The sequence below is a fragment of the Fibrobacter sp. UBA3718 genome (assembly GCF_002371935.1).
GTDB lineage: Bacteria > Fibrobacterota > Fibrobacteria > Fibrobacterales > Fibrobacteraceae > Fibrobacter.
In genome coordinates, this window is sequence record NZ_DFHR01000013.1 from 575,641 (window position 1) to 601,775 (window position 26,135).

Here is a 26,135-nt window from a genome sequence, read left to right on the forward strand (position 1 = left end):
TTACGTATTAGACGCCCTATGCGCTGTGATTTTCTTTACAATGAACCCGAAATTGGCCTTTTCCGTGTTTTTTAGCACATTTTCCTGTAAAAAGACGCGCCCTTCCGTCCCCGGGTTCAAGCGGTCGGCCGCCGCACCCCGGAAATCCATCAGGCTTTCCACCTGGATCGGATCCATCCCCGCGGGAGTCATGATTTCGAGCGAATCGTCCATGCAGAACGGGTTCTTCACGTTCACGCGGCAGGAATTCGTCGTAGCGTCATAATCGAGGATCTGTGCGGCGACACACCCGCCTTCGGCATCCACATGTGTCGCCTCGTAATTCTGCGGCAGGGGGCCACGTAAAAATCCCGGCATGAACCCGCGGCCGTCCACAAAGCGCATCGCCCTGCGGGACTCCTGCGGAACAAGGTCCTGAGAGCAGGGACATCCCGATTCCAGGGCGGCAACCGACGCATCGATGGCCATGCGATAAGCGCGCACTACTTGGGAAAGGTAATATACCGAGCGCGTGCGGCCTTCTATCTTGAACGAGTCGAGTCCGCCCTGCACCAGTTCGGGAATCACGTCCAGGGCGCAGAGGTCCCGGCTACTCATAAAGTATGTTCCCCAAGTATCCTCGTCCAGGGCCACCGGTGGAAGTTCGGGTCTATCCGTCCGCTGCAAGCAGAATTCGCCTTCGTGTTCGCGGTAATCCTCCACTTGAGGCCCGGAATTGGCATAAAGCCGGTAAGGCATACGGCAGCTGTTGTCGCAGGCCCCCTGGTTCGCATCGCGGTGGGTCACCCAGTTGCTGAGCATACAGCGTCCGGACATTGCCATACACACGGCACCATGAACAAACACCTCCAGTTCGAGGTCCGGCAGCTTTTCCTTTATCTCCAAAATTTCAGACAAACGCAATTCACGACTCAAGATGATTCGGCGAACTCCCAAATCGTGCCAGAACTTTGCGGCGAGGTAATTCGTGGTATTCGCCTGCACCGAAAGGTGGATTTCCACATCGGGACGTTCTTTACGAAGCCAGCCGACAAATCCAGGGTCAGCGACAATCAGCGCATCAGGCTTGAGTTCTATCGCCGCAAGCAGCGCCTTTTGGAACGATTCGACCTTCACGTTACGGGGAATCACGTTGCTCGTGAGGTAGAATTTTTTCCCGAGGCTCCTCGCATAAGCGATACCTTCCGCCAGGTCATCCAAGCTCCTGAACCCGTTTTCGCGGGCCCGGAGGCTAAAAGCAGGTTGGCCCGCATATACAGCGTCCGCACCATAGGCATACGCATACTTCATGCGCACAAGGTCACCCGCAGGAGCCAACAGTTCTGGTTTTTTCATACAAGCTACCACTTGAATCCGGCGCGGAGGTACACCTTGCGGTCGTCAATGAGCGTCACCTCGCCCATAAAGCTCACATACTGACCTTCGTAGGCAAACGCCGGCGTGAGAGAATACTGCATTTTCGCCCCGTCGAGGAACTTCTTGTGTATCTTCATGTGGTTATGGTGCGGAGTCGTGTCGTTCACGGCGCTGCCGTAATCCGTTCCCTTCCAGAACCAGGTATTGCGAAGCGACGCGAAGATGTGGCCATCGAGCCGTGCGAACACGCTCCAGTCTATCGTCTGGCTGTTCGGGCCGCCCTGGTTGCCGAGCGGATAGCCCAGGTGGGCCATCTGCGCCGTATTCTTCACGAAATGCGTATAGACGTAGGGTTCCACGCGGGCGTATTCAGCAATCGTACCGGTTTCGAGCTTGTGGCCCTTGATATCGAAATCATACCCGGCCTGCAAACCCGCCATCCATGCCCACTTGGCCTCGATATTGTCATTCTTGACGAGGCTGATGGGAGATTCCATGTCGTCGAGGAAGAATTCAGTATAGATACGCACCAAATTGAACAGGCGGTAGTTGAAATCCATCGCCAGGGCGCCGTTGTTGCTGTTCTCGGCGTAATTGCCCTTCTCCATGAAGAGCGGCACCGTCGGCACGAAGAGCCAGGGTTTCATGTCGTTGTGGAGCACCGTGAGTTCGCTGATGCCGATAGTCGCGTTTCCGACGGCAAGTTCATAGCGGTGACCGAAGAGGTTCCTCGTCGAGTCCGCGTTCTTTATGTTCATGCTGCCGTAGATACGGAGGTCACCGTAGAAACTCATCACGCGGAGCGGTCCGAACTGCAAATCCACACTCATCGAATTGAACGGGAGCGAGAACTGATTCAACGTGAGGTTGTTATAGTAGCCAGGGCCCCAGTGCATCACGTCGCGGCCGAAATCCAGGCGGAACCAGTCGTAGTTGAAGGATAGGTGCGTACGGTAGCGCGCATAGCTCGTGTATTCCACGCCGGAATTGTTCTCTTCCTTCTGCACTTCCAGAAATTCACGATCCCAGGACTTGGGCGACTTGGCCGAATGACCCTCGTCGTAGATTCTCGCATCGAGCATGAACTCGACGGAATCGGCAAAGCCGCGCAGGTAGATACCCCCGTCGATTCCAGGCCAAATGGTATCGCCCAAAGCCTCGCCTCCGCGATAGTCGATTCCACCCACAACACTCGTCGCAATTCCTATGCGCGGAGCCCTGACAGAATCATCATCGAATCCGTGGCCCGCAATACCCACGCCGTTCGCATTGTCGTAATAGAGAATCGCGTTCGATTCCGTTTCGACAAAATGCTTGCGGAATTCCGCATCACGTCGCGGATAGGTAAAGAACTGGCGATCGCTACCGGTTGTCTGCCGATGGTATTCAAAAAGCATCGGAGCCATTTCAAGCGTCCGCAAATTGCGCGTGTGCTCGGGGCCAACGACCGGGGATGCAGCAATCACCTGCGAAGAAATAATTGCCACAAGAGCAAGAGAACGAGTTTTTTTTACGAACATAACTGCAATTTAGTTTTTTAAAAAGAGTCCGTGCCGTTGTCAAAAGCACAACAGGTCTTTTCTGACCGCATTCGTTCCGAACGGAACGAAAGCCCCCAAATATCGAATCGACTTTTTTCAAAACAAGCGAAAAAAAACTTAAAATCCGGACTTTCACTTGGTATTTTTGAAAACGAACAAGCCCATTCAGGATTGTTGTTTGGAAAAGGGATACAATCATGACATCAAGAATTCAAAAAAAGCTCGCGGTTTCTTCTGCACTCGCCTTCGGCCTGCTCGCCGCCTGTTCGGACGACGCTCCTAATACCCAAGCGCCGGCAAACAGCGATTTCGAAGGAATCGAAACTAACGGGAATGCCGATAACATCTGCCTCAACGAGAACTACACGGGATTTTACGCCGCTGACGGGATTACCGTCATGTGCTTCGATGCCGCAGGGAATCTCTCGTTCTGGATTGGAGAGGACGGCATTATCGGCGTCCCCGAATCCGAAGCAGGGACGCCCTCCGGAGACACCCCGGCGGACACAGGAACGGCACCCGTCGAACCCACCTCCAGTTCCGCGGCTGCAATCGATTGCGACACTCGCGGAGCAACAATGTTGTATGTCCTGGACGGAATCACCTACTACCGGGCACAGGGCAAGACCTTCTACTTCGACAATGGCTGCAACAAGATCATGTTGGCCGAGGCGGTCGGTTCTTCTTCCAGCGAAGCAGCCGCCATCGCATCTTCTGCCGATGTCGCCGTAGCATCTTCGGGAGACTCCGAAACAGGCTCCAACGACACCCCCACCCCCGAAGCCGTATCCAATGGCAACGAGCCGTCCATCGCTTTTGCCGCCACGGGCGCAACCGTCGTAAACGACAACGGCTGCGTCAGCATCGAAGGAAGCAACGTCACCGTCACCTGCGCAGGCAACTACTTCTTCAGCGGAAGCAGCAGTAACGGACAGATCAAGGTCCTCGCCGGCGCACAGGACAACGTGTATCTCTTCATGAATTCGGTCACGCTTTCGAATACGACTTCGGCACCGGTTGTATCACTCAACAGCAACAAGACCTTCATCGTCGCAAACGAGGGAACAAGCACATTCTCTGACGCATCGACGAGAAATTCTGTTATCTCATTTACAAACGCAAACGGGGCATCCGATACGACCTACGCGGGCGCCTGCATTTTCTCGAAGGATGACCTTACCATCAAGGGTTCCGGCACCATCAAGGTGACCGGCAACTACAACAACGGCATCCACAGCAGCGACGACCTGCGCGTCCGCGACAATCCGACCATCACCGTAACCGCAAAGAACAACGCCTTCAAGGGCAAGGACTTGGTCGATATCGAGGGCGGCACCCTTAACCTCACGGCCACAAGCGGCGACGGCATCAAGAGCGACGAATGTACCATAAACGGAAACGACACAACGATTACCGAAGGCAAGGGCATTGTCAACATCAAGGGCGGCACCATCAACATCGAGAAGGCGGGCGACGACGGCATCCAGGCCTACAACTACGTGTTCGTCAACGACTCCGTCTCCGCCCCGAAAATCACGGTCAAGAGCACCGGCAAGGGTATCGTCTCCGACGACCGCATCTACATCAACGCTGGCGACATCGATGTCACCTCGAACGATGACGGCATCCATTCCAACCTGAACGTCTACATGAACGGCGGAAACGTGACCGTGAGCGCCGGCGACGACGGCATCCACGCCGATTCCGCGCTCCACCTCGCAGGATCCACCATCAACGTCACGAAGGCCTCCGAAGGCATGGAAGCGTTCTACATCTTTGCCGAAGGCGGAATCACCGCAACCTACGGCACCGACGACGGCTGGAACGCCGCAGGCGGTTCTGCAGACCCAGGCACCTCCAGCGGCTCGCAGTGGGGCGGTTTCGGTGGCGGCATGATGAGCAGCAGCAAGGGCTACATCGTCATCACGGGCGGCTACCACTACATTAGCGCCTCGGGCAACGACATCGACGTGCTCGATGCGAACGGTACGGCAAAGCAGTCCGGCGGAGTCGTCATCGTAGAAATTCCCGCAAGCAGCGGCGGCATGGGCGGCAGTATGGGCGGAAGGCCGGGTCAGAGCGGTAGCAGCGGCGGATGCGCAACGAACGGCGCGGGCGGACTCATCGACACCGACAACGGGTTCACCATTACGGGCGGAGTGTTCCTCGGATTTGGAAGCCAGACCGAGGAATACCCGAACTGCACGGCAACATCGTACACAGCAGGCACGGCCTACGGTAGCGCCAACGCAGCATTCGCCCCGAAGGGCTCGGGAAGCATGATCCTCTATGGCGGCTCAGTCACTTCCGTCGCACAGGTAAACACCAGCGGCATGAAGCAAGTCACCTTCCCCAACGGCCTTGTTTTCTACGAAAAATAGGCAAAGTGACCAAAATCACATATGTGACTTTTTTCAAGAGGAATATCTTCCCAAGGGCATTTAAATTTCTATAATTAAGGATACTCCAAACCAACCCCAAGGTCAGACATTCTAAGCGTTCGCGCTTGCGGTGTCTGGCCGCTTTTTTTATATATTTAAAGTCAAGAAGTCCCCCAGCGAGGTTTCCATGTTTTTTTTGCGCACTTTTCGCACTTTTTTAGCTGTTCTCTGCACCTTAGTCCTCGGCGCCTTTGCCCAGGTCGAGTTTCCCATGGGCGCCGAAGTCGTTAACGTCAAGGCAGACCCCTACAACGCGAAGGGAGACGGCAAGGAAGACGACACGGAGGCCATCCAAAGAGCTTTGAACGACCACCCTGATGGCGACTACATTATCTACCTGCCCCATGGCATCTACAAGATTTCTTCTGCGCTCACCTGGCCTACAGCAAACGGCAAACCCGAAAAGGACTACCGCCGTACTATTCTCCAGGGCGAAAACATGGGTAGCACCATCATCACTCTCCAGGACGATGTCCCGGGATTCGAGAACCCCGACTTTCCGCAGGCAGTCATCTACACAGGCGACGGCCCTGCCCAACGGCAGAGGAACGCCATCCGCGACCTTACTATCCGCACCGGCAAAAAGAACCCCGGCGCCATAGGCATCCGCTTCAACGCGGCAATCCAAGGCAACATTACCAACGTGAAAGTTCAGTCCGGCGATAGCGCGGGCGTCTACGGAATCGACATGGGCTTCACCGAGAACATCGGCCCGTTGCTCCTGAAAAACGTCGAAGTCAACGGATTCGATGTGGGTGTCTACACTGCGGGTACGACCAACAGCATGACCTTCGAACACTTGACTCTCGGAGGCCAAAAAAAATACGGTCTCGACAACGACGGTCAGATGATTGCCACGCGCGGGCTCAGATTCAAGGGCAACGCGCCGGCAGTCTACAACCACGGCACGGACGCATCCCTCGTCATTGTCGATGCCACCCTCGAATATGACCCCGGCAAGAATGTCGCCAAGCCGACCACCGCCATCGTGAACGAAGGACAGCTTTTCGCACGGGCAGTCATCGTAAGCAAGTTCAAGTCCAAAATCAAGAGCACCGTCAAGGCACACAACGAGGAATTCAACAATACCGAGATTATCGAGTTTTCCACGCAGGAAAACCACCAGCTCTGCCACAGCCCCAAGCAGTCCATGAGGCTTTCCGTGACCGAGACGCCGACCGGAAGCGATCAAAAGTCCATGTACTGGACGTCCATCACCGGCGATTATGGCGGCAGGGCAAACGACGGATCCGATGATTCCAAGGCCATCCAGAGTGCCATCGACGACGGCGCAGAAACCATCTTCTTCCCGCCCGGAGGCCGCTGGACCATCAACCGCGACATCTACCTGCGCAACCGAATCCACCGCATCATCGGAACCGAAGGAAAGATTGACGGCAAGGGCAAGTTCATTATCGAGGAAGGCACCTTCCACGACATCACCATCGAACGCTTTTCCACCTTCGGAAGCGGCATCATCAACAACTCCAAGCGCACCGTGCTCCTGAAGAACATGTACGTGAAGTCATTCGAGACATCCGAATTCGGCAACGGTGACGTATTCCTCGAAGATGTCTCGGTAGGCACCATCCAGATGAACTACCAGAAACTCTGGGGGCGCCAGGTCACCATGATCGGCGACTCCAAGGGAGCCAAGATTACAAACAACGGCGGAACGCTCTGGATTCTAGGCCTCACCGTCAAGGACGGCAACACCATCCTCAACAACTTCAACAAGGCGTCTGCCGAACTCCTCGGCGTGAACGTCATCGCAAGCGACAAGGCGAAGAACGCGCCCATGTTCATCAACGACAACTCGAACCTCTCCATTGTCGGCCTCAAGGAGACTCTTACCCGCGGGAACCCCTACGTGAAGATTGTCGAGGAATCGAGGCAAGGTTCGAAGGTCTACGTGCTCAAGAACACGGAACTGCCGAAGAACGAATCCGGCGGAATCATGATGAACCTCTACACAGGCTATGCCCCGAAGCAGGGCCACAACGATTCCCCCAAGGCGAGCATGGCCAAGGAACTCATCCTGGTGCAGCCGAACAGGCTCAAGCTCACCGGGACCGTCGAGGATGATGGCCGTGGCGACGGACTTTGCCGCGTGCCCGTTGTCTGGAAAAAGGGAGTCGGCCCCGGCAAGGTGACCTTCTCCGATTCCACCGAATACGAGACGGACGTGTCGTTCACGGCAAGTGGTCGCTACAACATCCTCTTTACCGCAAACGACGGCTACCAGACGGGCGCCGATACAGGCAAGGTCTATGTGTTCGACAAGCGCTACACCACGTTTGACCATTCGGGCGACAACATCCCGAGCGGGCGCGGCGCCGACACCTGGATTTCACAGTTCGACAACTATTCCCCGCACGGCACCGACGAAAACCTCCGTGTCGCTCACGACAAGAACGATGCCGGCAAGATTTACCTCAAGTTCGACCTGTCCGTGCTTCCGGGACCGCTATTCGATGTGGCCCTCAAACTCGACTTCGACCCAGATTCCATCAAGAAGCCTGTGCAACTGAACATCTTTGGTCTCAAGGAAACCGCCAAGGAAATGAACTTCGGAGAAGACAAGCTGGGAGTGGACTGGAAGAGCGACGAACTCACCTGGGAAAACGCCCCCGCGAACCTCGACCAGCCGGGCGGACAGTTCAACATCCGCAAGAACTCCGGTGGAGGTATCGACACGAAGTACGCAGACTTCCTCGGTATCATTACGCTCAATCCGAAGGCTCCCCTCGGAGCCTTCCTCCGCACGCCGACCCTCACCGAGTTCTTCAAGAGGAAGCACCCCTCCAACCTCTACACGCTCATCCTCACCGCCGTCGAGCCCGGCGAAACGCACATCCGCTCCCACAACTCGGGCAAGGATGTCGCCCCCACGCTCTATGTGGGCTACTACGACAACACGCGTTCCGTCGGCGGCGACGCCATGGACGGCGGCTACACGCTTTCGAAGGTCAACATCGACATCGTGAACCTGGAATGCAACTTCGACCTGACCGTGGGCTACCCGCAGTTCGTGCAAATCGAGATTATCAACGAATCGGGCAAGCGCATGCTCACGGTTGCTGCACGCGAAGTCCCCGGCGAAAAGAAAATCAATTTCAAGTTCAAGGCGAAGGCCTTCCCCACCGGCAAATACACCCTCAAGATTAACGGCGAAGCCTTCAACGCCGAACAGAAGTTCTTCATCCTCAACTAACGCGATTCCCCGGTATCCCTATGAACAAGCTTCTTTCTGCACTCATCCTCCTTGCCGCACTCCTTATCGCGTGCAGCGAGACAACGCATACAAACACATCGTCCGTCACCGACGGCAACGAAAGCTTTGCGGGGGAATCGTTCAGTTCGAGTTCCTCGCTCAGCACGCGCCTCGACATTGACTACCGCGACACCATCGACATCGGCGAGACGATGAACTTCTACATGGAAATGGCCACGTGGGACACCGTCAAGGTCAAGAAGGATTCCACCGACAAGAAGTCCGAAGATTCCACCTACGTCGAGAAGGTCTGCCACGACGACATAGTCTGTCTCGACAGTTCGAGCACGACCGTTTCGCTATTCCTCGGATCGTTCCCGAAGGGAACCCGCATCAACGTTGCCGCAGCGACCAGCGGCACAGAGGAAGACACCATCCGCGTCCGGAGCGAAAAATCCGTCAATCTCAGGACGACCGGACCCGTCTGGAACTCCACGAAAAAGGATTCCGTCTACTCGGACTACATGCATTCCGGCTCCGGAGCCGACATGCTCCAAAACAGCTTCGTCGTGTTCAACGAGGATTTCTACTACCTCGACCTCAAGGCTAAATTCGACACTTCCGCCCACCTGCGCATCAAGGTCGACGTCGACACCTCCTACTACAATTACACCGGAGACTCCTCCCATATCGACATCGACTTGCGCGATACCGTCCGCGGCATCCTCGTCATCGGCGAAGCCCCCAAGAGCATCGAAATCGCCTTCAAGGTCGAAACCGGCTTCAGCGTGAACCTCTCCGTGCAGGGAGATGGAATCAACAAGTACGAACTGATTGACAAGGACAGCAATGTCTACTCCCCCGAGACAAACGCGCTCGACACCCTGCTCGTCACCAACGATTCTTCCGCATGGACCCTCAGGCTGAATCCGAGCAACGTGGTAAGCTTCCTCTCCGGGCCTTTCGCCACCTTCGAAGCCGCCACGCGCTTCCGCAGGCTGAACCAGGGAGAATACCTCGCTAACCCCGATTCCATCGTCTATCCCGGCGACACCCTCGTCATCGTGCGCCCGGCAAACGATTCCACCAAGTACTACCTGCGCCAGGACCACTACGTGTGGCTCGCCGACCTCAAGAAGGGAGACTCCATCGTCGTCTATCACGAAATGCAGGGCTACTGCAAGTACATGGAATGCAACGGCACGCCGAAAGCCTACTATGCACTCATCAACGCGAAAGGAGATTCCGTCGGCACCATCAACAGCCTCCAGCACGGCTACAAAGCCAAGAAGGACGGTGCGCTCTACCTGCGCTACCTCCAGCTCAACTCGAAGGCGCTCACCGATTCGAACCTCACCCTCCGGACGTTCATCCAGCGCCCGGGCTCGCTCGATTCCCTCAAGTTCTACAACGAGGCCAAGGACGTCACCTACAAGACCATGAGCGTCAATTCCGGCGACACCGTACGCCTGGACAAGTTCTCCTTCCAGACCGTCCCCTACAAGACGAGTTCCAACGTCAAGTGGTTCGTGCCCTGCGAAGACCTCACCGCCCTCGGCACCGAATCTTATATCAGCCAGATGGAAATCTGCAAGGGCGAACAGGAAATCTCCTCGTACTACCTGATTGCCCAGGATGGTGCAGAAGAAAGGACGGCCAGGCTCATCGCACAGAGCATGGCAGACCCCCTGATGAGGGACACTTTGACCGTCCAGGTGCGCTAAAGCCCGGACCAGCCCTTGAAGACCGCCCCGATTTTACTATTTTTGGGGCCTAATCTTGCAGGTCGCGCCAAGCTCTGCCAACCTGCAAGCTGAACCAAAGAGCTTCCTCAAAGAGGTAACTATGTCCTCCTTCCGTGGACCAAAAGGTAAAGTAGCGCGCTCCCTCGGAGTCGCCGTTTCTCAGAAGACACAAAAGGCTCTCGATCGCCGCAACTTCGCGCCCGGCCAGCATGGCCAGAACCGCAAGAAGTCCGCTTCCGTGTACAAGCAGCAGCTCGTCGAGAAGCAGCGTCTTCGCTTCACCTACAACATTTCCGAAGCACAGCTCGCCAAGGCTTACAAGGAAGCCAACCGTCGCGAAGGCTCTGCCGGTGACAACCTGATGATCTTGCTCGAAACCCGCCTAGACGCTCTCGTCTACCGCATGGGTTTTGCCCGCACCATCTTCGCTGCCCGCCAGTACGTCGCACACGGCCACTTCGCCGTGAACGGTGTCCGTAGCTTCTCCCCCAGCCGCCTCGTGAAGGCCGGCGACGTGATTTCCGTGCGCGAACGTTCCAAGGAACACGTGCAGATCAAGGAAGCCATCGCCAACGCCCCGGCTGCTCCGGAATACCTGACTGTCGACGCCGGCAAGATGGAAGGCACGCTCGTGAAGCTCCCGCTCCGCGAACAGATCCCCGTCAAGCTCGAAGAACAGCTCGTCGTGGAATACTACTCCAGGTAGTAAACCATACAAACGAAAGTTTGAGAAAACGCCCGGCGAATGCCGAGCGTTTTTCTTTTGCAGTTTCGAATCGCGCAAGAAGGAGGGAGCCGGTGCTCCCCGCAATCAGTCGTCCGCAGCGGACGCACCCACCGCCTGTTCTAGCGTGGTGAGGCCCTGCAGCGCCTTGTTGATGCCGTCCATGCGGAGCGTAATCATGTCGCATTCCTTCATGGCGCAGCGCTTGATCTCGTCGCCGGATGCGCGGCGGATAACGAGGTTGCGCACGGATTCGTTCGGCACCAGGAACTCGTAGATACCGCAACGGCCCTTGTAGCCCGAACCGTCGCACTTCTCGCAGCCCTTGCCGTGGTAGAACTGCATGTCCGGGGAGAGGTGCAACTCGTCGCGCAGGGAGTCCGAAATTTCCACCGGTTCCTTGCAGTACTTGCAGATGCGGCGCACCAGACGCTGGGCCAGGATGCCCTTGATGGCGGTCGACACGAGGAATGGTTCCAGGCCCATTTCCAGCAAGCGCGGGAACGAACCGGCGGCATCGTTCGTATGGAGCGTACTGAAGACCAAGTGACCCGTCAATGCTGCTTCGATAGCCATGGACGATGTCTCCTGGTCACGCATTTCACCGATCATGATGACGTCCGGGTCCTGACGGAGCAAGGCGCGGATGCCCGCCGCGAAGGTAAAGCCCGCGGCATTGTTAATTTGTCCCTGGTTGACGCCGTCGATGTTAAGTTCGACCGGGTCCTCCATGGTAGAAATATTGATCGTAGAATCGAGAATCTCGCGGATGGAAGCGTAAAGCGTGGTGGACTTACCGGAACCCGTAGGACCGGTAACGAGGATAATGCCGTTCGGAAGGTTAATCGCCTCGAGGAACTGCTTGAGCACTCGGGAATCGAAACCCATTTCGCGGAGCGGGAACTGACCCGAGTTCGGGTCCAAGATACGCATAACGATCTTTTCGCAGACACCGCGCTTGCGGAGCGAAATAGGGAACGAGCTCACACGGAGGTCGACTTCGGAACCCTTGTAGCGCACCGTGAAGCGTCCGTCCAACGGGCGACGCTTTTCGGCGATGTCCATCTTGGAGAGGAGCTTGATACGCGAAAGGATCTGCGGCATGAGGCGCGCGGGAATCGGAGCCATCACCTGCAGGTCGCCGTCGATACGGTAACGGAGCTTGAGGAAGGTCTCCTGCGGTTCGAGGTGAATATCGGAAGCGTGTCGTGCAATCGCTTCGTGAATCAAGGTCGTCACGATTTTCACCACCGCGCGTCCTTCTTCGTCGGTCAGTTCGGGCTCGTCGTTACCGCCCTGGCCGCGTTCCACCGTTTCGAGTTCCTCGCCATCCTTGGTTTCGCCGATAAGTTCGGCAAGGGATTCTTCGGCGGGGCCGTGGCCCGCAAACACGCGTTCGATAGTCTTCTGGATGTCGGCCTCGGAGGCCATCACCACATCCACTTCCATCTTGACCTTGAACTTGACGATCTGGATGACGCGCATGTTGGTCGGGTCCGCCATGGCAAGCGTAAGCGCCTCACGGACAACCTTGCGTTCGTCCTCGTTCTTCGAGATGAACAGCGGCACCACCTTGTAGGTCTTGCACATGTCTTCGGGCAAGTAGGTGTAGGCCTCGGAATCTATGGCGAAGTTTTCGAGCTTCACATAGGGCACTTCGAACTGCCTGGAAAGAATCTCGATAAGGCGTTCTTCCTGCATGTAGCCGAGGTCCACCAAGGTTCGGCCGAGACGCTTGCCGCTCGCCTTCTGCATTTCGAGGGCCTTCTCCAGCTGTTCCTGGTTGATGTAGCCCTGCGCAAGAAGCATCTCGCCGATACGCATCTTGGTCGTCGACTGCATCTGCACGCCGAGGATGCTTGTCAGTGCGTCTTCCGTCACCATACCGAGACGGACCAGGATCTTCGCAAGGGCCATGCCCGTGCGCTTGTGTTCAGAAACGGCATGGGCCAGCTGGTCTTCGTCCAGGACTCCCTGACGGAGCAGCAATTCGCCCAAGTTCATTTTCACGTTGCTTATCATAAATGCGACCACGCTTGTGCTTTGACAATTTCAACACGGCCGTCCTTACGCACCATGCTCACGCCGGAACCGGCCTTTACGGAACCAATTCGCGTCAAGCACTGCGACAAGGCGGCATTTTTTAAAAATATATCATTTTTTAAAGAAAATGCACATAATAGTTGATATTCCTCACCACCATTCAACGCAAATTCCAGGGGATCGAGCCCGAACCGGTCCGCAAGCCTGCGAACATCGGCATCCACGGGCAGCAGGCCCTCTTCGATTTCGATTGCGACCCCAGACGAAAGGGCAAGGTGGTTCAGTTCGGAGGAAAGGCCATCGCTGATATCCATGCAGGCCCCGCACACGCCATGCTTCACGAGTTCCGCGCCACAGCGTTCGTCGATTTGAGGGGCGAGGTGGTAGTCGGCGAGGCGCGCGAAATCCGCGCGAGCGTCCGGGCGGTTCATGAGAAGCCAGAGCCCCGCCGCCGACTTGCCCAGCGTTCCCGCGACATACACGCCGTCGCCCGGACGCGCGCCGCTGCGCAGCAGCGGCGAACCGCCTTCCATCTGGCCAAGAAGCGTCGTCGAGAACATGCCGCACTCCCCCGCAACCGTATCGCCGCCAATCAGGGCGATTCCGCGCCGCGCAAAGCCTTCGGAAACGGCACGGCAGATGCGGTCTCGCACCTCGGCATTCCACGCCTTATTCACGCAAATGCCGAATACGGCGAGCTTCGGCACGCCGCCCATCGCGGATATGTCCGAGACGTTCGATACAATATGCTTTTCGACCGCCTGTTCGGGAGTGGACCAGTCCAGGCGAAAATGCGAACCTTCCACCGAGAGGTCCTTCGTCACGAGCCACCCGTCAAAGAGCGCGCAATCGTCTCCCGCGGGCAACCAGTCACGGTTCCCCGGTGCTTTCGGGTCCGGGGCAACGCTGTTTTCTAGAATCTTGCGAACAAAATTAAACTCGCCTAAATTAGGGAACATACCCCAAATTTAAATAACTCGCGCCCCCTCCAAAAAAACATCTTGGCGACAAATGGTGGATAAGTTGGCAATAATCGTGGGGTAAAAAATAAAAGTTCAAAACACCCTAAAAAATCTATTCACAATTCAAAATAAATACCTATCTTTTAATCCGTGGGACACATATTCTTCATAACGCCATCTTCCCCGGGCAGCCTCGACCGCATGAGCCAGTGGACTCTCCGGTGGCTCCTGGAAAACGACATGGCCGAGGACTGCACCATGTACACGTGCAACTCCGTGGAAGAGGCCTCCGGCATCCTGGAGACGGCCCTCATCGTAGGCGAGACCCCGTCTCTCATCATCTTCGACCATGCCGACCGCCCCACAGACGTAAACATCGAGTTCAGCAAAAGGCTCCACAGCAGCATCCCGGAATCGTGGATTGTGGAAATCGTCCCGGATTCCATGCCTATCCAGAAGGACATCGACAACAGCCTCTACTGGATCCGCCGACCGCTCGACGAAGACGAATGGCGCGAGACGCTCGAACAGGTGCTGTGCAAGACACCGACCCCGCAATGGGCGAGCACAGAAATCTAGATTTCCATACATGGAAAATCCGATTCTCAAAATCAAGGGCGTCAGCTACTTTGGCGTACGCTCGCCCAAGCATGTTTTGGCTGACATGGCCGACATCAAGGCAGCAGGCTACAACGCGGTACTCCACACGTGGAGCGAAGAAGACGAACAGTATTACTACGGAACGATGAAGGACATCGTGGACGGGAGCGCCGGAATGGGCCTCAAGGTCTACGTGAACCCGTGGGGCGTTGGGCGCGTGTTTGGTGGCGAGGCATATTCGGAGCTTACCGCCCGCAATCACGACATGTGCCAGGTGGCGCTCGACGGCAAGCCCAAGGTGGCCGCCTGCCCGAACCATCCGGAATTCCGCGCCTACATGCACAAATGGATTGAATCCGTTTGCGCGACAAAGGTCGACACGATTTTCTGGGACGAGCCGCATTTCTATTTCGAGAAGGGCGGACTGCAGAACTGGAGTTGCAGGTGTGAAAAGTGCCGGGCGCTGTTCAAGGCGCGTTTCGGCTACGAGATGCCCGCCGAACTTACCAACGACGTGTTGAAGTTCCGCGAGGATTCGCTTATTGATTTTCTGAAAGAAATGACCGAGGACGTTCACGCGCGCGGCAAGCGCAACTGCGTGTGCATGCTTCCGCCCTGGTTCCCCGCGGGGCTCGACGATTGGGGCCGCGTCGCGGGCCTTGCAAGCGTAGACGAGGTGGCCAGCGACCCGTACTGGGAACGCGGCGCCACCGAGGAATGGGTACGCGAAAAATACGCCGAGACCGCCCGCAAATTGACGGATGTCGCCGCCAAGTACGGCAAGGCCGTGCAGATGTGGGTGAAGGCGTACCAGATTGAAGCGGGCCGTGAAAACGACCTCGCCATCGCCGTTTCCGAGAGTCGCGCCGCAGGTATCGACAACATTTTCGCGTGGAGTTACCGCGGCACCGAGACGCTCAGCTGGCTAAAAAGCGACAACCCGGACGAAGTCGCCCGGGTGTTCAGGAAATCGCTCGGTCTCTAACTGAACGCACAATCGCTAATTATTTCGTCACGCGTATCGTCGCAGAACCTGCGCGGGATTTTGCGATGAACGTGCCGCCGGTTTTCACGAGGGTTTTCGCGTTGGCGCGGAGTTCCTGCATTCCAGAGGCCCGCACCATTCCCAGATAGTTGCCGTTCATGTCGAAGATGCGGTAGCTTTCGGCTCCGGTCGCATGCAATAGCGCAGGCCTTACAAAGTCTGTGCATCCGTCAACACAAACGATTTCATCTTCTCCGAACACAAAGTAATCCACGTCCATCCAGGAACCGGTTACCGTAAAGCGCAATATGTGTTCGCCCGCAGGGAGGTTCACTGTCGCACGCACCTTGTTGTAGTCGTCGTAGTTGTCCTCGCCTTCGTTTTTCGGGACAGAGATCACGTCGGTGATATTCTTGCCGTCAAGCGACATCTGGAAGCCCGAAGTCTCGTTTGCGGATGCGACCGACGCGTAGAAGGAATATTCGCCCGTTTCCTTGACATTCACGCTGTATTCGAGCCATTCGCCTTCCTGGTTGTAACCCACGATGTAACCCGTCGCCTTCTTGTAAATGTCGACGCCCGTCCCTTCGCGGTAATTGGTGCCGCCGTGGTCTTCGGAATCGTTTTCCTTGAAGGAGTCGTTGCCCGAGCCGACACCCGGAATGTCGAAGTCTTCGGCCTCGATCTTGCCCGGAATTTCAAACGGTTTGCCCTTGAAAGGCTTTTGCGGTTCGGGAACCACCGGGGCGCGGTTTATTGCCTTGAGCATCTGCTCTGCATAGCGCTTGCCAAACGTCACGTAGGCGTCGTGACCGAAGTGGTATCGGTCCACGCCGTTGCCGTCAAGGCCCTCGGAAGACGCGTAGTAGGTATTGTCCATCGTGTTCGGGAGTTTCGACACACGGTCGGAATAGCAGCAGCCCGAACGCAGGAGTTCGCCCGCCACGAACGGCACCGTGTCGGAACTCATGTCGAGCGCCTTGAGGATATCGTCGCGGGTCTTCTTCACGATTTTCGGCCAGTCCGGATAGCCGCCATCGGTTTCGCCCTGGTGGAAGATGAAGCCCTTGATGACGCCCACCTGTTGCGCCTTCTTCGCGATATCGATAATCGTCTTGGTGACGTTGCCATCGCTCGCGTATTCCTTCGCGTAGTTCTTGAGCCAATCCTCCGCCGTAGAGAGGTAACTCGCATATTGGTCCTGGTCGAACAGCTTGATGCTTGCGCCGCCCACCGCAACCGGGATAATCCCGATGGTCACGTCGGGCATGCTGTCGGCCATCGTGCGCCCGAACCAGTCGGCAATCGAAATCGTGTTGCCACAGTTGAACAGCGAAGGCACCGCCGGGTAGACCTCGCCCAGCGTGTTGCGGCCCTTGCCACTGCACTTTTGCGAGGCGAAAATCTTGAAACGCGGGTTTTCGGCCTTATCGGCGCTCTGGGCATCGGCAGTGCCACCCATATTGGACTGCCCGTACGCGATGTAGATGTGGAAATTCGGGTCCGGAGCGGCACCAGCAGGCGCGGTTCCGAACGCAAGAAAGCCCGCGGCAAAGCACGCCACGGACATAAACCGGGTGAGTTGTTTAAACATTCCCATACATACTCCTTTCAAACAACATTCTAAATCTACCCTCTAAAATGCGAAAAAGGCGCCCAAAGCGCCCTTATTCCATAGACAGATTGTCAATGAGGTGATTTTTGAAGGGGTTAGCCCTAGTCCTTGAGGCAACGAACAGAAAAACCGTCGTACTTGCCATTGTAGCCCAAGTGCGCACCGCCGTAGTAGTAGTACAAGAACATGTAGTACGCGTTGTAGCTACCGTCCTCTGTAGAACTCCAGAAGTCCGCGTAGTTGCCCTCGCCGTCGTAACTCCCGTAGTAGTCCCTGCCGCCGGTAGGGAGCGCGGAGAAGGCGAAGGCATCCTCGTTGGTGATGCCGCTCTTCGTCGTCCAGCCAGTCGCGAACTTGAGCTTTTGACCAGCAATCGATAATCCACCGACTGCAGCAAACAGTGTTGCCCACTCCGTTGAATCAGGCAGATGCCAGCCCTCGGGGCAAACACCGCGAACAGGATAAGTCGGAGAGCATGTCTTATTATAGCCGCAACCCATGCCGTTCGTGCTCCATGTGCCCACGCTGTCCATCGCGGCTGCCCATGTATAAAGGCGGCCGTATTTGGTGCAGTAGCTTGCACTGTCTTTGTAGCACCAACTGGTGGAATCAGAGGTATAGTCTAGACGTTTATAAGGAACATCAGTATAGGCGTAGTTGAGGTTCTGGGCCATCCAAGTCTGAGTGCCGATGGTGACCGTCTTGTACGTTTGGCCGTCGCGGGAATCCATAAAGCAGTTCTTATCAGTGTTCACATCGCACGATGTTCTTCCAGTCACTGAACTGCTGCTGGACACACTTGTCTCGCTATCGCTCGACTTCGGTGTGACACTCGAAGACGAATCGTCCGAAGGACGAGTCGCGAAATCGCTGTCGTCGTCACCGCAGGCGACAAACATCGCCGCACAAACAAGAACACTAAACCAAAGTGAGCGCATATTTCCTCCTAAAATTAGTCCTGGAGACAACGAACCGAAAAACCGACGTACTTATAGTCGTAGTTGTTCAGGAATGCATCGTCGTTGTCGTAGTACAAGTTCACGAAGCATGCGTAGTCGATATTGAGCTCCATAGAACTCCAGAAGTACGCGAGGCTGCCCTCATAGTTGTAATTCCCATCGTCGTCCCTGCGGCCAGCAGGGAGCGCCGAAAACGAGAAGGCATCCGTGCCGTTGCGGCTACTATTCCAACCGGATGTAGACTTGAGCTTTTTTCCGGCTATCGTCTTTCCACCGACTGCGTTGAACAAAGTTTCCCATTCTGCGTTGCTAGGCAGGTGCCAACCACTGGGACATACTCCTCGTATAGTACCGGTTGGTGAGCATGTCTTGAGATATCCGCAGCCCTTGCCGTTCACACTCCATGTGCCAGCACTGTCCATCGCCGCGCCCCATGTGTAAAGGCGACCGTACTTGTCACAATAATCGACAGAATCGTTGTAGCAGACACTTTCATCCGTTTCAAAGTTCAGGTTCTCCGCCATCCATACCTGATTGCCGATTTTCACAGTCTTGTATGTCTGACCATCGCGGTCATCCTTAAAGCAGTTTTCGTCAGTTTCAACTTTGCATGGCCCACTTCTATATACAGAACCAGACGACATTGCCGAGCTACTGCTCAACGAAGACCCGTCCGAAGGACGAGTCGCAAAATCGCTGTCGTCGTCACCGCAGGCGACAAGCATCGTCGCACAAAGAAAAACACCAAACCAAAGGGAACGCATATTTCCTCCTAAAAACACAATCAAATAATAGAATTTTTTCGTTTTGGCGGTAAAAAAAAGACCCCCGAACGAGTCGGGGGTGACAAAAGCGTCATTTTCGCGCAGGCGAAAGGGAGATGCCCGCCTTCGCGGGCATGACAAAACGACGAACGAGCGGTCTTATTTGGCGCGTTCGAGGTAAGAACCGTCGCGGGTGTCCACGCGGATCTTGGTGTTGTTCTCGATGAACAGCGGGATCATCACCTTGGCGCCGGTTTCGAGAGTAGCTTCGCGCATCACGTTACCGCTGGTGTTGCCCTGCACTGCCGGAGGAGCTTCAACGATCATCAGGTCGACAAATGTCGGCGGGATGACTTCGATGGGGAGCGTAGAACCGCTCTTCGGGTCCTTCCACCACGTGACTTCGACGGTAGCACCGTCAAGCAGCCACACTTCGCAGCCGTTGAGGGCTTCCTTCGCGATTTCCATGGTTTCCTGCGTGGTATTGTCGAGGAAGTACCAGGTGGAACCGTCGTTGTAGAGGTAAGTCATTTCGGTGTAGGTCACGTCGGCTTCTTCGACAGTGTCGCCGCTCTTCCAAGTACGTTCGAGAGTACGGCCAGTCACCAGGTTCTTGATGCGAACGCGGTTGAAGGCCTGGCCCTTGCCCGGCTTCACGAACTGGTTCTCGATGATTTCGTACGGCTGACCATCAACCATGATTTTGAGTTTCTTGCGGAATTCGTTGGTGCTTACAGTACCCATATTATCCTCTTGTTGATTTTTGATAGCTAAATTTAGCAATATAATGGAAGAATCAATGGACGAATCCCCAAAAATTTTCACGCAAATTCCTGCATTTTTAGAATATCTGGGCCCGGAATGCTCCCCTGCCATCGCAAATGCGGCCCCGCACGGCAAACTAGACTTAAGCCCTAAGTTTCCCTTCGTGTGTTCGAGGCACTATGCCGACCTAATCAAGAAGGCAAACGAACCCGAGGCGCTTTTGCGCGAAATCCTACCGCATGTCGACGAGCGCGAGAACGTCGCCGGATTCGTGGACGATCCGGTAGGCGACCTGCCCGCGGGCAAGGCGGACTGCGTCATCCAGAAATACGACCGGAGGGCGCTGATTGTCTCGACCGCCACCTGCGGTGCGCGTTGCCGCTTCTGTTTCCGCAAGAACTACCCCTTCCAGAACATACCCGACGTGGCACGGCAGGTGAGCGACTGGCTCGACACGCACAGCGACATCTGGGAAGTCATCCTTTCGGGAGGTGACCCGCTCATGCTGGGCCCCGGTGAATTCCGCGACCTGGTGGAGGCGATAGCCATGCATGGTTCTGTCACCACACTGCGCATCCATACGCGACTCCCCGTAATGCGGCCCGATGTGGCGATGCAGCACTTCGAACTGCTACGCGAACTGCCCGCGCGCTTTGACTGCGTGCTTACGGCACACGTAGACCACCCGGACGAACTCGACGAGGAATCGCAGATGGTTTTCGGGCAGCTGAAGTACTCCGGCTGGACGCTTTTAAACCAAAGTGTGCTTTTGAAGGGAATAAATGACAGCGCCGAGACTCTCGAGAAACTGAGCCGCAAGCTGTTCACGCAGGGAGTACTCCCCTACTACCTGCACCAGCTGGACCACGCAAACGGCGTCGCGCATTTTGAAGTGAGCGACGAGAAAGCGCGCGCGCTGATTGAAGAAATCCGCAAGCGCCTGCCCGGATACCTCGTGCCGAAGCTGGTGAGAGAAATTGCGGGCGAAAAGAGCAAGACGCCTGTGTAAAAGATGCTCGCCTTCGCGAGCATGACGAATTCCATCTAGAACAACGTCTTTACACCGAAGCCGATTATACCGTCGAGATAATCGCAGCCGTTGCGGAGCGCATAATACAGGTTCACGCTCCAGTTTCCGCGATACTGCGTAAACCCGATTCCGTAGCCCTGCTCGCGCGCCCAGCCATGCCCCGGAGCCAAACGGCGATATAGCCCAGGCTGGAAGAACACCTCGATGCTCAGGTCATAACCGTCCTGCCACAGTAGGGCAAACTCCGAAAGCCCGTAGGCGCGACTGCGGAGCATGCGGTACTGCATTCCCTTGAAATCGCCCGGGCCGCCGAGCGCAAACAGGTCGGAGCGACGGAGATCAGCCTCCGTCGGGAAAATTCCGCCCGCCATGCCGGCAAAGCGCGCAATGAAATTGCCGTACAACGGGTAATACGCCATCACGTTCGCCTTCGCCGAGAGGTAGTTGTCGAGTGAATCGGGCCGGTCAATCTTCCATGAAGCGGAGGCATCCAAGCGCATGCCGCTACGGGGTAACACAAACCTGTCGAGCGACACGTAAGACATTTCGAGGGAGGTGTGCTTGTCGTCTTCGCTGATGCCGAGGAACACGCCGATGCTGAAATCGAACCCGATATCGCGCGTAATGCCCGCCTCGCCCACGACGACCCTCTCGATGGCCTCTCCCGAAGACGAATCCGATACCTGCGAACCATCTGCCTCGACAGTTTCCTCGTCGAAGTTACCGCGCACCACCACGTTCCATGCGGTCCCGAAAATCCAGGGTTCTTTGTAGCTGCCCGAGAGGTGCCGCGTGCTTTCACCGGTAAAGCCTTCCAGTTCTAGGTCGCGCGCCGTCCCCGCGATATTGAACAAATTAACATCCAATTTTCCTTCCCACACATTGCCTTCGCTGGAATACGTCAGTACGCCTTCCGCTTCCGACACATTTGCCTTCCGCATGCTGAACGCGGGCACAATCCTGTTCCTTGCGGGGTCGCGGAAGAGGCGCGTGGGAGCCGTGCGGTTGTAGTACCCGATGCGCGAAAGCCTGCGCTCGCTGCGTTCCAGGTCCGTGAGGGACACGGCCTCGCCCGCCTCGATGCCTGTGAGTCTTGCAAACACATCGCGCCTTGTCCCGCCGGAATCGAGATTTTCGGGCGTTGCCCATACGTAAGCCGCGCCCCGCTGGATTTCAAGTTCCAGCACATTCCTTCCATGCGTTCCACCCTCGTGCCGGACTTCACCCTGCACGCGCGCTGCGACAAATCCCTGGTCCTCGTAATAGCGTTCCAGTTTCGCCGCCAGCGCCTTCCACGCGTCGCAAGGTTGCCCGAGGGCGCCCTTGATTTGCGCCTCGTCGAATGCGGTATGTTCACCCTTCCACGCGATGCTATCGATAGTACATGCGCCCTCGCCCTTCGCGAAAGCGAAGGCCGCCAAGAGCAATATGTACAACACCAATCGATTCATATCCTAATCTTCAAATTTAAAGTTCACACTCCACATCATCCATTATCAAAATACCGCACGGGCCTCGGTTGAAAGTTTCTGGAAAACATTTTCTTCGGAATCACCGAACCGCAGCACATAATGCAGGCCGAAAGAAATATTCTTGTTCACCGAAAGCGATGCGGAAGCCTCCAGCCTGAAGGTATTGCCGTCGCTGTAGCCCGACATCATCTGGTAGGGAACGACGTCGTCCCCCGTTTCCACCTGCACATAGGAGAAACGCACGAACCCATCGAAGGTGTTAATCCGTCGATAACCGAAACGCAACGACGCTTCCCAAAGGTAGGCGTCGAACTCGCGACCCGTAGATTCCTCGCCCGCGCCATAGCGGTAGCGGCCGCCGGGTTCCAGGCTGAAGCCGTCCAAAAAATGGAAACGGTACTTGCCGGACACACTCCTGATATCCCATTCCAGATCCTGCAGCGCATCCAGTTCATCGCTCTCGACAAACCCGGTCAAACCCATGTAATGGTCTTCATTGATCTTGTAGCCGATTTCCGCCTCGTGACGGAATACGGACTCATAATACTCGATAGATGAAAGTTTCTTGTCGAAATTCGCCGACGGACGGTAAACCGCCAAGGCACCTGACGGATGCTCCCATTCCACATTCCCGCTCCAAGATAGCGCACCCGAGGAAACCCGGTGCAGCGCCGAAGGCAACAATGCCGGGAAATACAGCTTGCGTCCCGTCGTATCCTCGGAAAGCGCATTGAAGGAACCGGACAGCTTGATATCGCGCAAGATACCCGAATTTACTCCGAAGAGGCGCCCAGGCCACATTTCCATACTCGCAGTAAATCCCGAATTCGACGCCAGTACCGCCCCGATGGAATCGTTACGCCCCATTCCCTCGTACACAAAGTCGCCGTTGTCGACCCCCTCGATAAACGCGCCCGTCAGGCTATCGTAACGCACGTCGCCCGTCCCCTTCGCCACCGCCTTGTAGACCGGCGTGTAGGTCTGTTCTTCCGTTAGCCCCAATTTGTACGAAACTGTCCCGTGGATTCCCGCCTTTTCATCGCCGAAACGGCCCGCCAAATCCCCCGCCCAGCTATTTTCGTCTCCCGATTCTGCAAGGTCGCGGTATTCATACTGCAAAAAATGCGTCAACTCAATTTGCTTCAGGTGAATTTCGGCAGACTGGTTCCACCTCACTTGCCGCAGGGAATCGCTCCATTCTTCACCATAGGAATCGCCACGCCTGTCCACGTTCCAGAATTCCGCAGCCTCGCGCACGTTCCAGGAATCCTTCACCAGCGATATCCCGGCATTCGCCCTGAGCGAAAATTCCTCGTCCACGAGCCCGGCGCTATCGCGTTCGGTATAGCGCACATCCGAACCGGCAAAGGGTCGCACGAACCCACGTTCCCATTTTTCGGAAAAATACCCTTGGAAACGCTCCCCGGCCGCCTCCGTCTGGCTCTGCACATGGATAAGCGAGAGCTCGGTCGCATGCCCCTGCACGTTACGAGTGAGTCCCCCCTTCACGCGCGAAGAATTCCAGCGTTCAAAGTCGCCCTGACGGTAGCCCCACGCGACATTACCGAACCAGCCCGCCCCCAGACGAAAGCGCAGGGCGAATTCATCGTGGCGATAGCTGCCGTTTGCAAGCAGCGCGCTATCCAGGTCCCATTCGTCCTTTAGCTTGTACGAATTCCAGTCGTTATCGCCGCCCTGGAATCCCGAAAAGTCGAAACCTTCCGCCACGTAGTTTCCGTATGCGGAAAACGCCACAGGAAGGGCGCGCATCGCGGCAGAGGAATCCGTCGTCAAGAACCAGCGGAAGGCACGTCCCGAAGGTCCGTTCACTTCTTCGGAAACCGTATTGCTGTCGCGACGGCTCGCCGCAAGCTCGAAATCCGCAAAATAGCGGTGCATCCCCTGCAAACGGATTCGCGCCCCGGCCATCTCGGTACGCATCGGACGACGCAACTCGCCCAGGGAGTCATCACGAACAAACTCGCCTCCGTCATCGAACTTGAGCATCTTATAATCGTCATCGCTCCAAAAGCCCTTTTTAAGGCGGTCCACATCGTGCTCCAGCCGGAACCCCGACAAATCCAAATACAGGTTCGGATGCCGGAACGCCCCCGCCACGCCGTAAAGGCCCATTACGTTGTCCGCTTCGTAGGCATCATATTCCACGCGAATTTCGTCTTCGGGATGCGGCATCCGCGTCCCCCTGAAGTTCAATAGGCCGCCAGCATAATTCACCTCGTAATCCTTGCCCCGCGAAAGTTTCTCGCCGTTGATCCAGACGGATTCCGATTGCGGAACCACCGAAATGAAGCTTCCGTCACCGCTCAGGGAATAGCCCTCGCGCTGGCCACTCACGCCCGCAAAAGTGCGAGAAATACGCTGGACACCATCCGTTCCGGCCACGGCGCGAACTTCAGACAAATTCGTCCTAAACCCGACCATTCCCCCCAGTGTGGTCCGTTCCACCGAAAAAAGTCCAAGGTCGGAATCCTGCCACGTGAGGTCGCCCAGATGAAGCATCCAGTGTCTGGAAGTCGCCTTGAAATAGACCTGATCCACCTCCTGGAGCGTCGCGGTCGTCTGGTCTCCCGCCTTGCGGTCCACATCGCTAAGCAAAGCATCTATTTCGACGCTATCCCCAATCATTCCCGTAATGGAAAGCCTAAGCTGCTGGTCAACCTGGGTATCGTCGTCCCCCACGGTCACCTGCATGGTCTTGTAGCCATGGGTCTCAAGCGACTGCACAGGCCTCGCCGAATCTACAGCAACAGGGACGCTGTCGCGAAAAAGCGAATCGGGATTCCATACCGGAAGTTGTTCCACATCCAAGGCAAAAGCCTTGCACGCGACAAGGACGCCCGCCCACAACAAGCGCCTCATGGGCCCTACCTATCGGCTTCGATGCGGAACTGCTTGCTCGACAGAAGCTCCCTGCCGGCAACGAGGTCCACGCTCCATTCGCCCGGTTTCAGGAGTTTCGGGGAAATCTCGGTATGGCAGACGCTAAAGCTGGACTGCGAAGACTGCTTGTCTTCGATTCCCTTATGGATTTCAGCAGCCTTCATCACGCAGGGAGCCTTCTGGATAGTGTCCGTGCCCCAGTACCAAACGTGCAGCAACGTATCGGCAGAATAACGGACCGAACTGGAGACGGTAGAATAGAAGTAAAGTCGAGTATTTTCCTCGAAGACGCTGTCGACACCGAACGGCGTTCCACGCACGACATCGCGGCACACAACACTCTGCGCAGGAGTGAGGTCCGTCCCCGTGAAATTCTGCAACGAGAGGTCGTCGGTCAAGAAATCAACGAAGCGGTGGATGAAGAATCCAAAAAAGACAATGACAACGACGAAGGTCGTCTTCCTCAAATTGCGAAGTGGCGGAATGCCTGCCACGGAAAACCCCTGTTACCTGAGCTTGCTCGTGTTCTGCGTAAATGCGGGGACGGCATCCACCAGCTTTTCGACAAGCAGGCGGTTGAAATCGTCGATACGGTTCGGGAGTCTGGAACCCGGGAACACCTGCACCAGCAGCAGGGATTCATCGACAGGCGAAATATAGATGGAACGGTTTTCGCCGGAATACGATACCGATTGGAAATTTTCGCCACCGAGCATCATCCCCACCTGGCGGGCGGAGTCGAACGACGCCGTACTGAGGACGGCAAGCGGAGTCGCATCTATTCCGAGAGATCCCACTTCGGCAATAATGGAACCGTCACGATGGCACAGCACAATGTAGTTGGCCTTCACGCTAGCCTGGTAAGCAAGCATCAGGCGGCGAACCTTGCCAACGTCATCGGAAAAAATCGTAAAATCGCTCATTCAGCAACACTCCTGAAAAATCCGCAAATCACTTCTTCTTCGGGACATACGGACGAAGTTCGATTTCGTCGTCCGAGACCTCCTGGTTCGCCTTG

General features: G+C 56.2%; 19 protein-coding genes. 7 read left to right on the plus strand and 12 right to left on the minus strand.

What is annotated here, in order from left to right:
* Positions 1–1,335 (minus strand): U32 family peptidase C-terminal domain-containing protein, encoded by a 1,335-nt coding sequence (locus tag B4A77_RS05765; RefSeq protein WP_290739122.1) that lies wholly within the window; start codon positions 1,333–1,335, stop codon positions 1–3.
* Positions 1,336–1,340: 5 nt separating this feature from the next.
* The gene (locus B4A77_RS05770; protein WP_290739125.1) at positions 1,341–2,876 is read right to left on the minus strand and encodes a hypothetical protein; all 1,536 of its coding nucleotides are present in this window, start codon (positions 2,874–2,876) and stop codon (positions 1,341–1,343) included.
* Between the two features lie 218 nt (positions 2,877–3,094).
* Here B4A77_RS05770 and B4A77_RS05775 point away from each other — a divergent pair, with 218 nt between their 5' ends.
* The 4 genes from B4A77_RS05775 (at position 3,095) to rpsD (ending at position 11,003) form a co-directional block, all read left to right on the plus strand.
* Positions 3,095–5,278, plus strand: coding sequence for a carbohydrate-binding domain-containing protein (locus B4A77_RS05775; RefSeq protein ID WP_290739128.1), 2,184 nt, complete (start codon positions 3,095–3,097; stop codon positions 5,276–5,278).
* A gap of 271 nt (positions 5,279–5,549) precedes the next feature.
* Positions 5,550–8,552 (plus strand): glycosyl hydrolase family 28-related protein, encoded by a 3,003-nt coding sequence (locus B4A77_RS05780; protein ID WP_290739131.1) that lies wholly within the window; start codon positions 5,550–5,552, stop codon positions 8,550–8,552.
* Positions 8,553–8,572: 20 nt separating this feature from the next.
* Positions 8,573–10,276 carry a hypothetical protein gene (locus tag B4A77_RS05785; protein ID WP_290739134.1) on the plus strand — a complete coding sequence of 568 codons (1,704 nt, stop codon included), beginning with the start codon at positions 8,573–8,575 and terminating at the stop codon, positions 10,274–10,276.
* Positions 10,277–10,397: 121 nt separating this feature from the next.
* On the plus strand, positions 10,398–11,003 hold the full coding sequence (gene rpsD / locus B4A77_RS05790) for a 30S ribosomal protein S4 (RefSeq protein WP_173364855.1): 606 nt from the start codon (positions 10,398–10,400) through the stop codon (positions 11,001–11,003).
* A 105-nt stretch (positions 11,004–11,108) separates the two neighbouring features.
* Here the strand turns inward: rpsD and B4A77_RS05795 are convergent, their stop codons facing one another.
* Both B4A77_RS05795 and thiL read right to left on the minus strand, forming a co-directional pair.
* A complete protein-coding gene (locus tag B4A77_RS05795; RefSeq protein WP_290729090.1) occupies positions 11,109–13,025 on the minus strand; it encodes a GspE/PulE family protein in 1,917 nt (638 codons plus the stop codon).
* 14 nt (positions 13,026–13,039) lie between these two features.
* Positions 13,040–14,023 carry a thiamine-phosphate kinase gene (thiL, locus tag B4A77_RS05800; RefSeq protein ID WP_290728882.1) on the minus strand — a complete coding sequence of 328 codons (984 nt, stop codon included), beginning with the start codon at positions 14,021–14,023 and terminating at the stop codon, positions 13,040–13,042.
* A 153-nt stretch (positions 14,024–14,176) separates the two neighbouring features.
* Between thiL and B4A77_RS05805 the strand changes: the two genes are divergently transcribed.
* Both B4A77_RS05805 and B4A77_RS05810 read left to right on the plus strand, forming a co-directional pair.
* Positions 14,177–14,605, plus strand: a complete 429-nt coding sequence (locus tag B4A77_RS05805; RefSeq protein ID WP_173364853.1) for a hypothetical protein — start codon at positions 14,177–14,179, stop codon at positions 14,603–14,605.
* Between the two features lie 10 nt (positions 14,606–14,615).
* Positions 14,616–15,611, plus strand: a complete 996-nt coding sequence (locus B4A77_RS05810) for a hypothetical protein (protein WP_290739137.1) — start codon at positions 14,616–14,618, stop codon at positions 15,609–15,611.
* A gap of 19 nt (positions 15,612–15,630) precedes the next feature.
* On the opposite strand, the gene B4A77_RS05815 is transcribed toward B4A77_RS05810, so the two are convergent.
* The 4 genes from B4A77_RS05815 to efp all read right to left on the minus strand — a co-directional run bounded on the left by B4A77_RS05815 (position 15,631) and on the right by efp (position 19,693).
* On the minus strand, positions 15,631–17,211 hold the full coding sequence (locus tag B4A77_RS05815) for a sialate O-acetylesterase (protein WP_290739140.1): 1,581 nt from the start codon (positions 17,209–17,211) through the stop codon (positions 15,631–15,633).
* 116 nt (positions 17,212–17,327) lie between these two features.
* Positions 17,328–18,164: a fibrobacter succinogenes major paralogous domain-containing protein gene (locus B4A77_RS05820; RefSeq protein WP_290728888.1), complete on the minus strand. Its 837-nt coding sequence runs from the start codon at positions 18,162–18,164 to the stop codon at positions 17,328–17,330.
* 14 nt (positions 18,165–18,178) lie between these two features.
* Positions 18,179–18,949 carry a fibrobacter succinogenes major paralogous domain-containing protein gene (locus B4A77_RS05825; protein WP_290728890.1) on the minus strand — a complete coding sequence of 257 codons (771 nt, stop codon included), beginning with the start codon at positions 18,947–18,949 and terminating at the stop codon, positions 18,179–18,181.
* Between the two features lie 159 nt (positions 18,950–19,108).
* Complete coding sequence (gene efp / locus B4A77_RS05830; protein WP_290723049.1) at positions 19,109–19,693, minus strand: elongation factor P; 585 nt, start codon at positions 19,691–19,693, stop codon at positions 19,109–19,111.
* Positions 19,694–19,736: 43 nt separating this feature from the next.
* Between efp and B4A77_RS05835 the strand changes: the two genes are divergently transcribed.
* Positions 19,737–20,723, plus strand: a complete 987-nt coding sequence (locus B4A77_RS05835) for a KamA family radical SAM protein (RefSeq protein WP_290739143.1) — start codon at positions 19,737–19,739, stop codon at positions 20,721–20,723.
* Between the two features lie 35 nt (positions 20,724–20,758).
* Here B4A77_RS05835 and B4A77_RS05840 read toward each other — a convergent pair whose 3' ends face one another.
* From B4A77_RS05840 to B4A77_RS05855, 4 genes are read right to left on the minus strand one after another with little or no spacing between them, the layout of a single operon-like run.
* Positions 20,759–22,195 carry a BamA/TamA family outer membrane protein gene (locus B4A77_RS05840; protein ID WP_290739146.1) on the minus strand — a complete coding sequence of 479 codons (1,437 nt, stop codon included), beginning with the start codon at positions 22,193–22,195 and terminating at the stop codon, positions 20,759–20,761.
* 45 nt (positions 22,196–22,240) lie between these two features.
* The gene (locus tag B4A77_RS05845) at positions 22,241–25,096 is read right to left on the minus strand and encodes a hypothetical protein (RefSeq protein ID WP_290739149.1); all 2,856 of its coding nucleotides are present in this window, start codon (positions 25,094–25,096) and stop codon (positions 22,241–22,243) included.
* A 5-nt stretch (positions 25,097–25,101) separates the two neighbouring features.
* On the minus strand, positions 25,102–25,611 hold the full coding sequence (locus B4A77_RS05850) for a hypothetical protein (protein WP_173364847.1): 510 nt from the start codon (positions 25,609–25,611) through the stop codon (positions 25,102–25,104).
* Positions 25,612–25,623: 12 nt separating this feature from the next.
* A complete protein-coding gene (locus tag B4A77_RS05855) occupies positions 25,624–26,040 on the minus strand; it encodes a roadblock/LC7 domain-containing protein (RefSeq protein ID WP_173364846.1) in 417 nt (138 codons plus the stop codon).
* Positions 26,041–26,135: the final 95 nt, after the last annotated feature.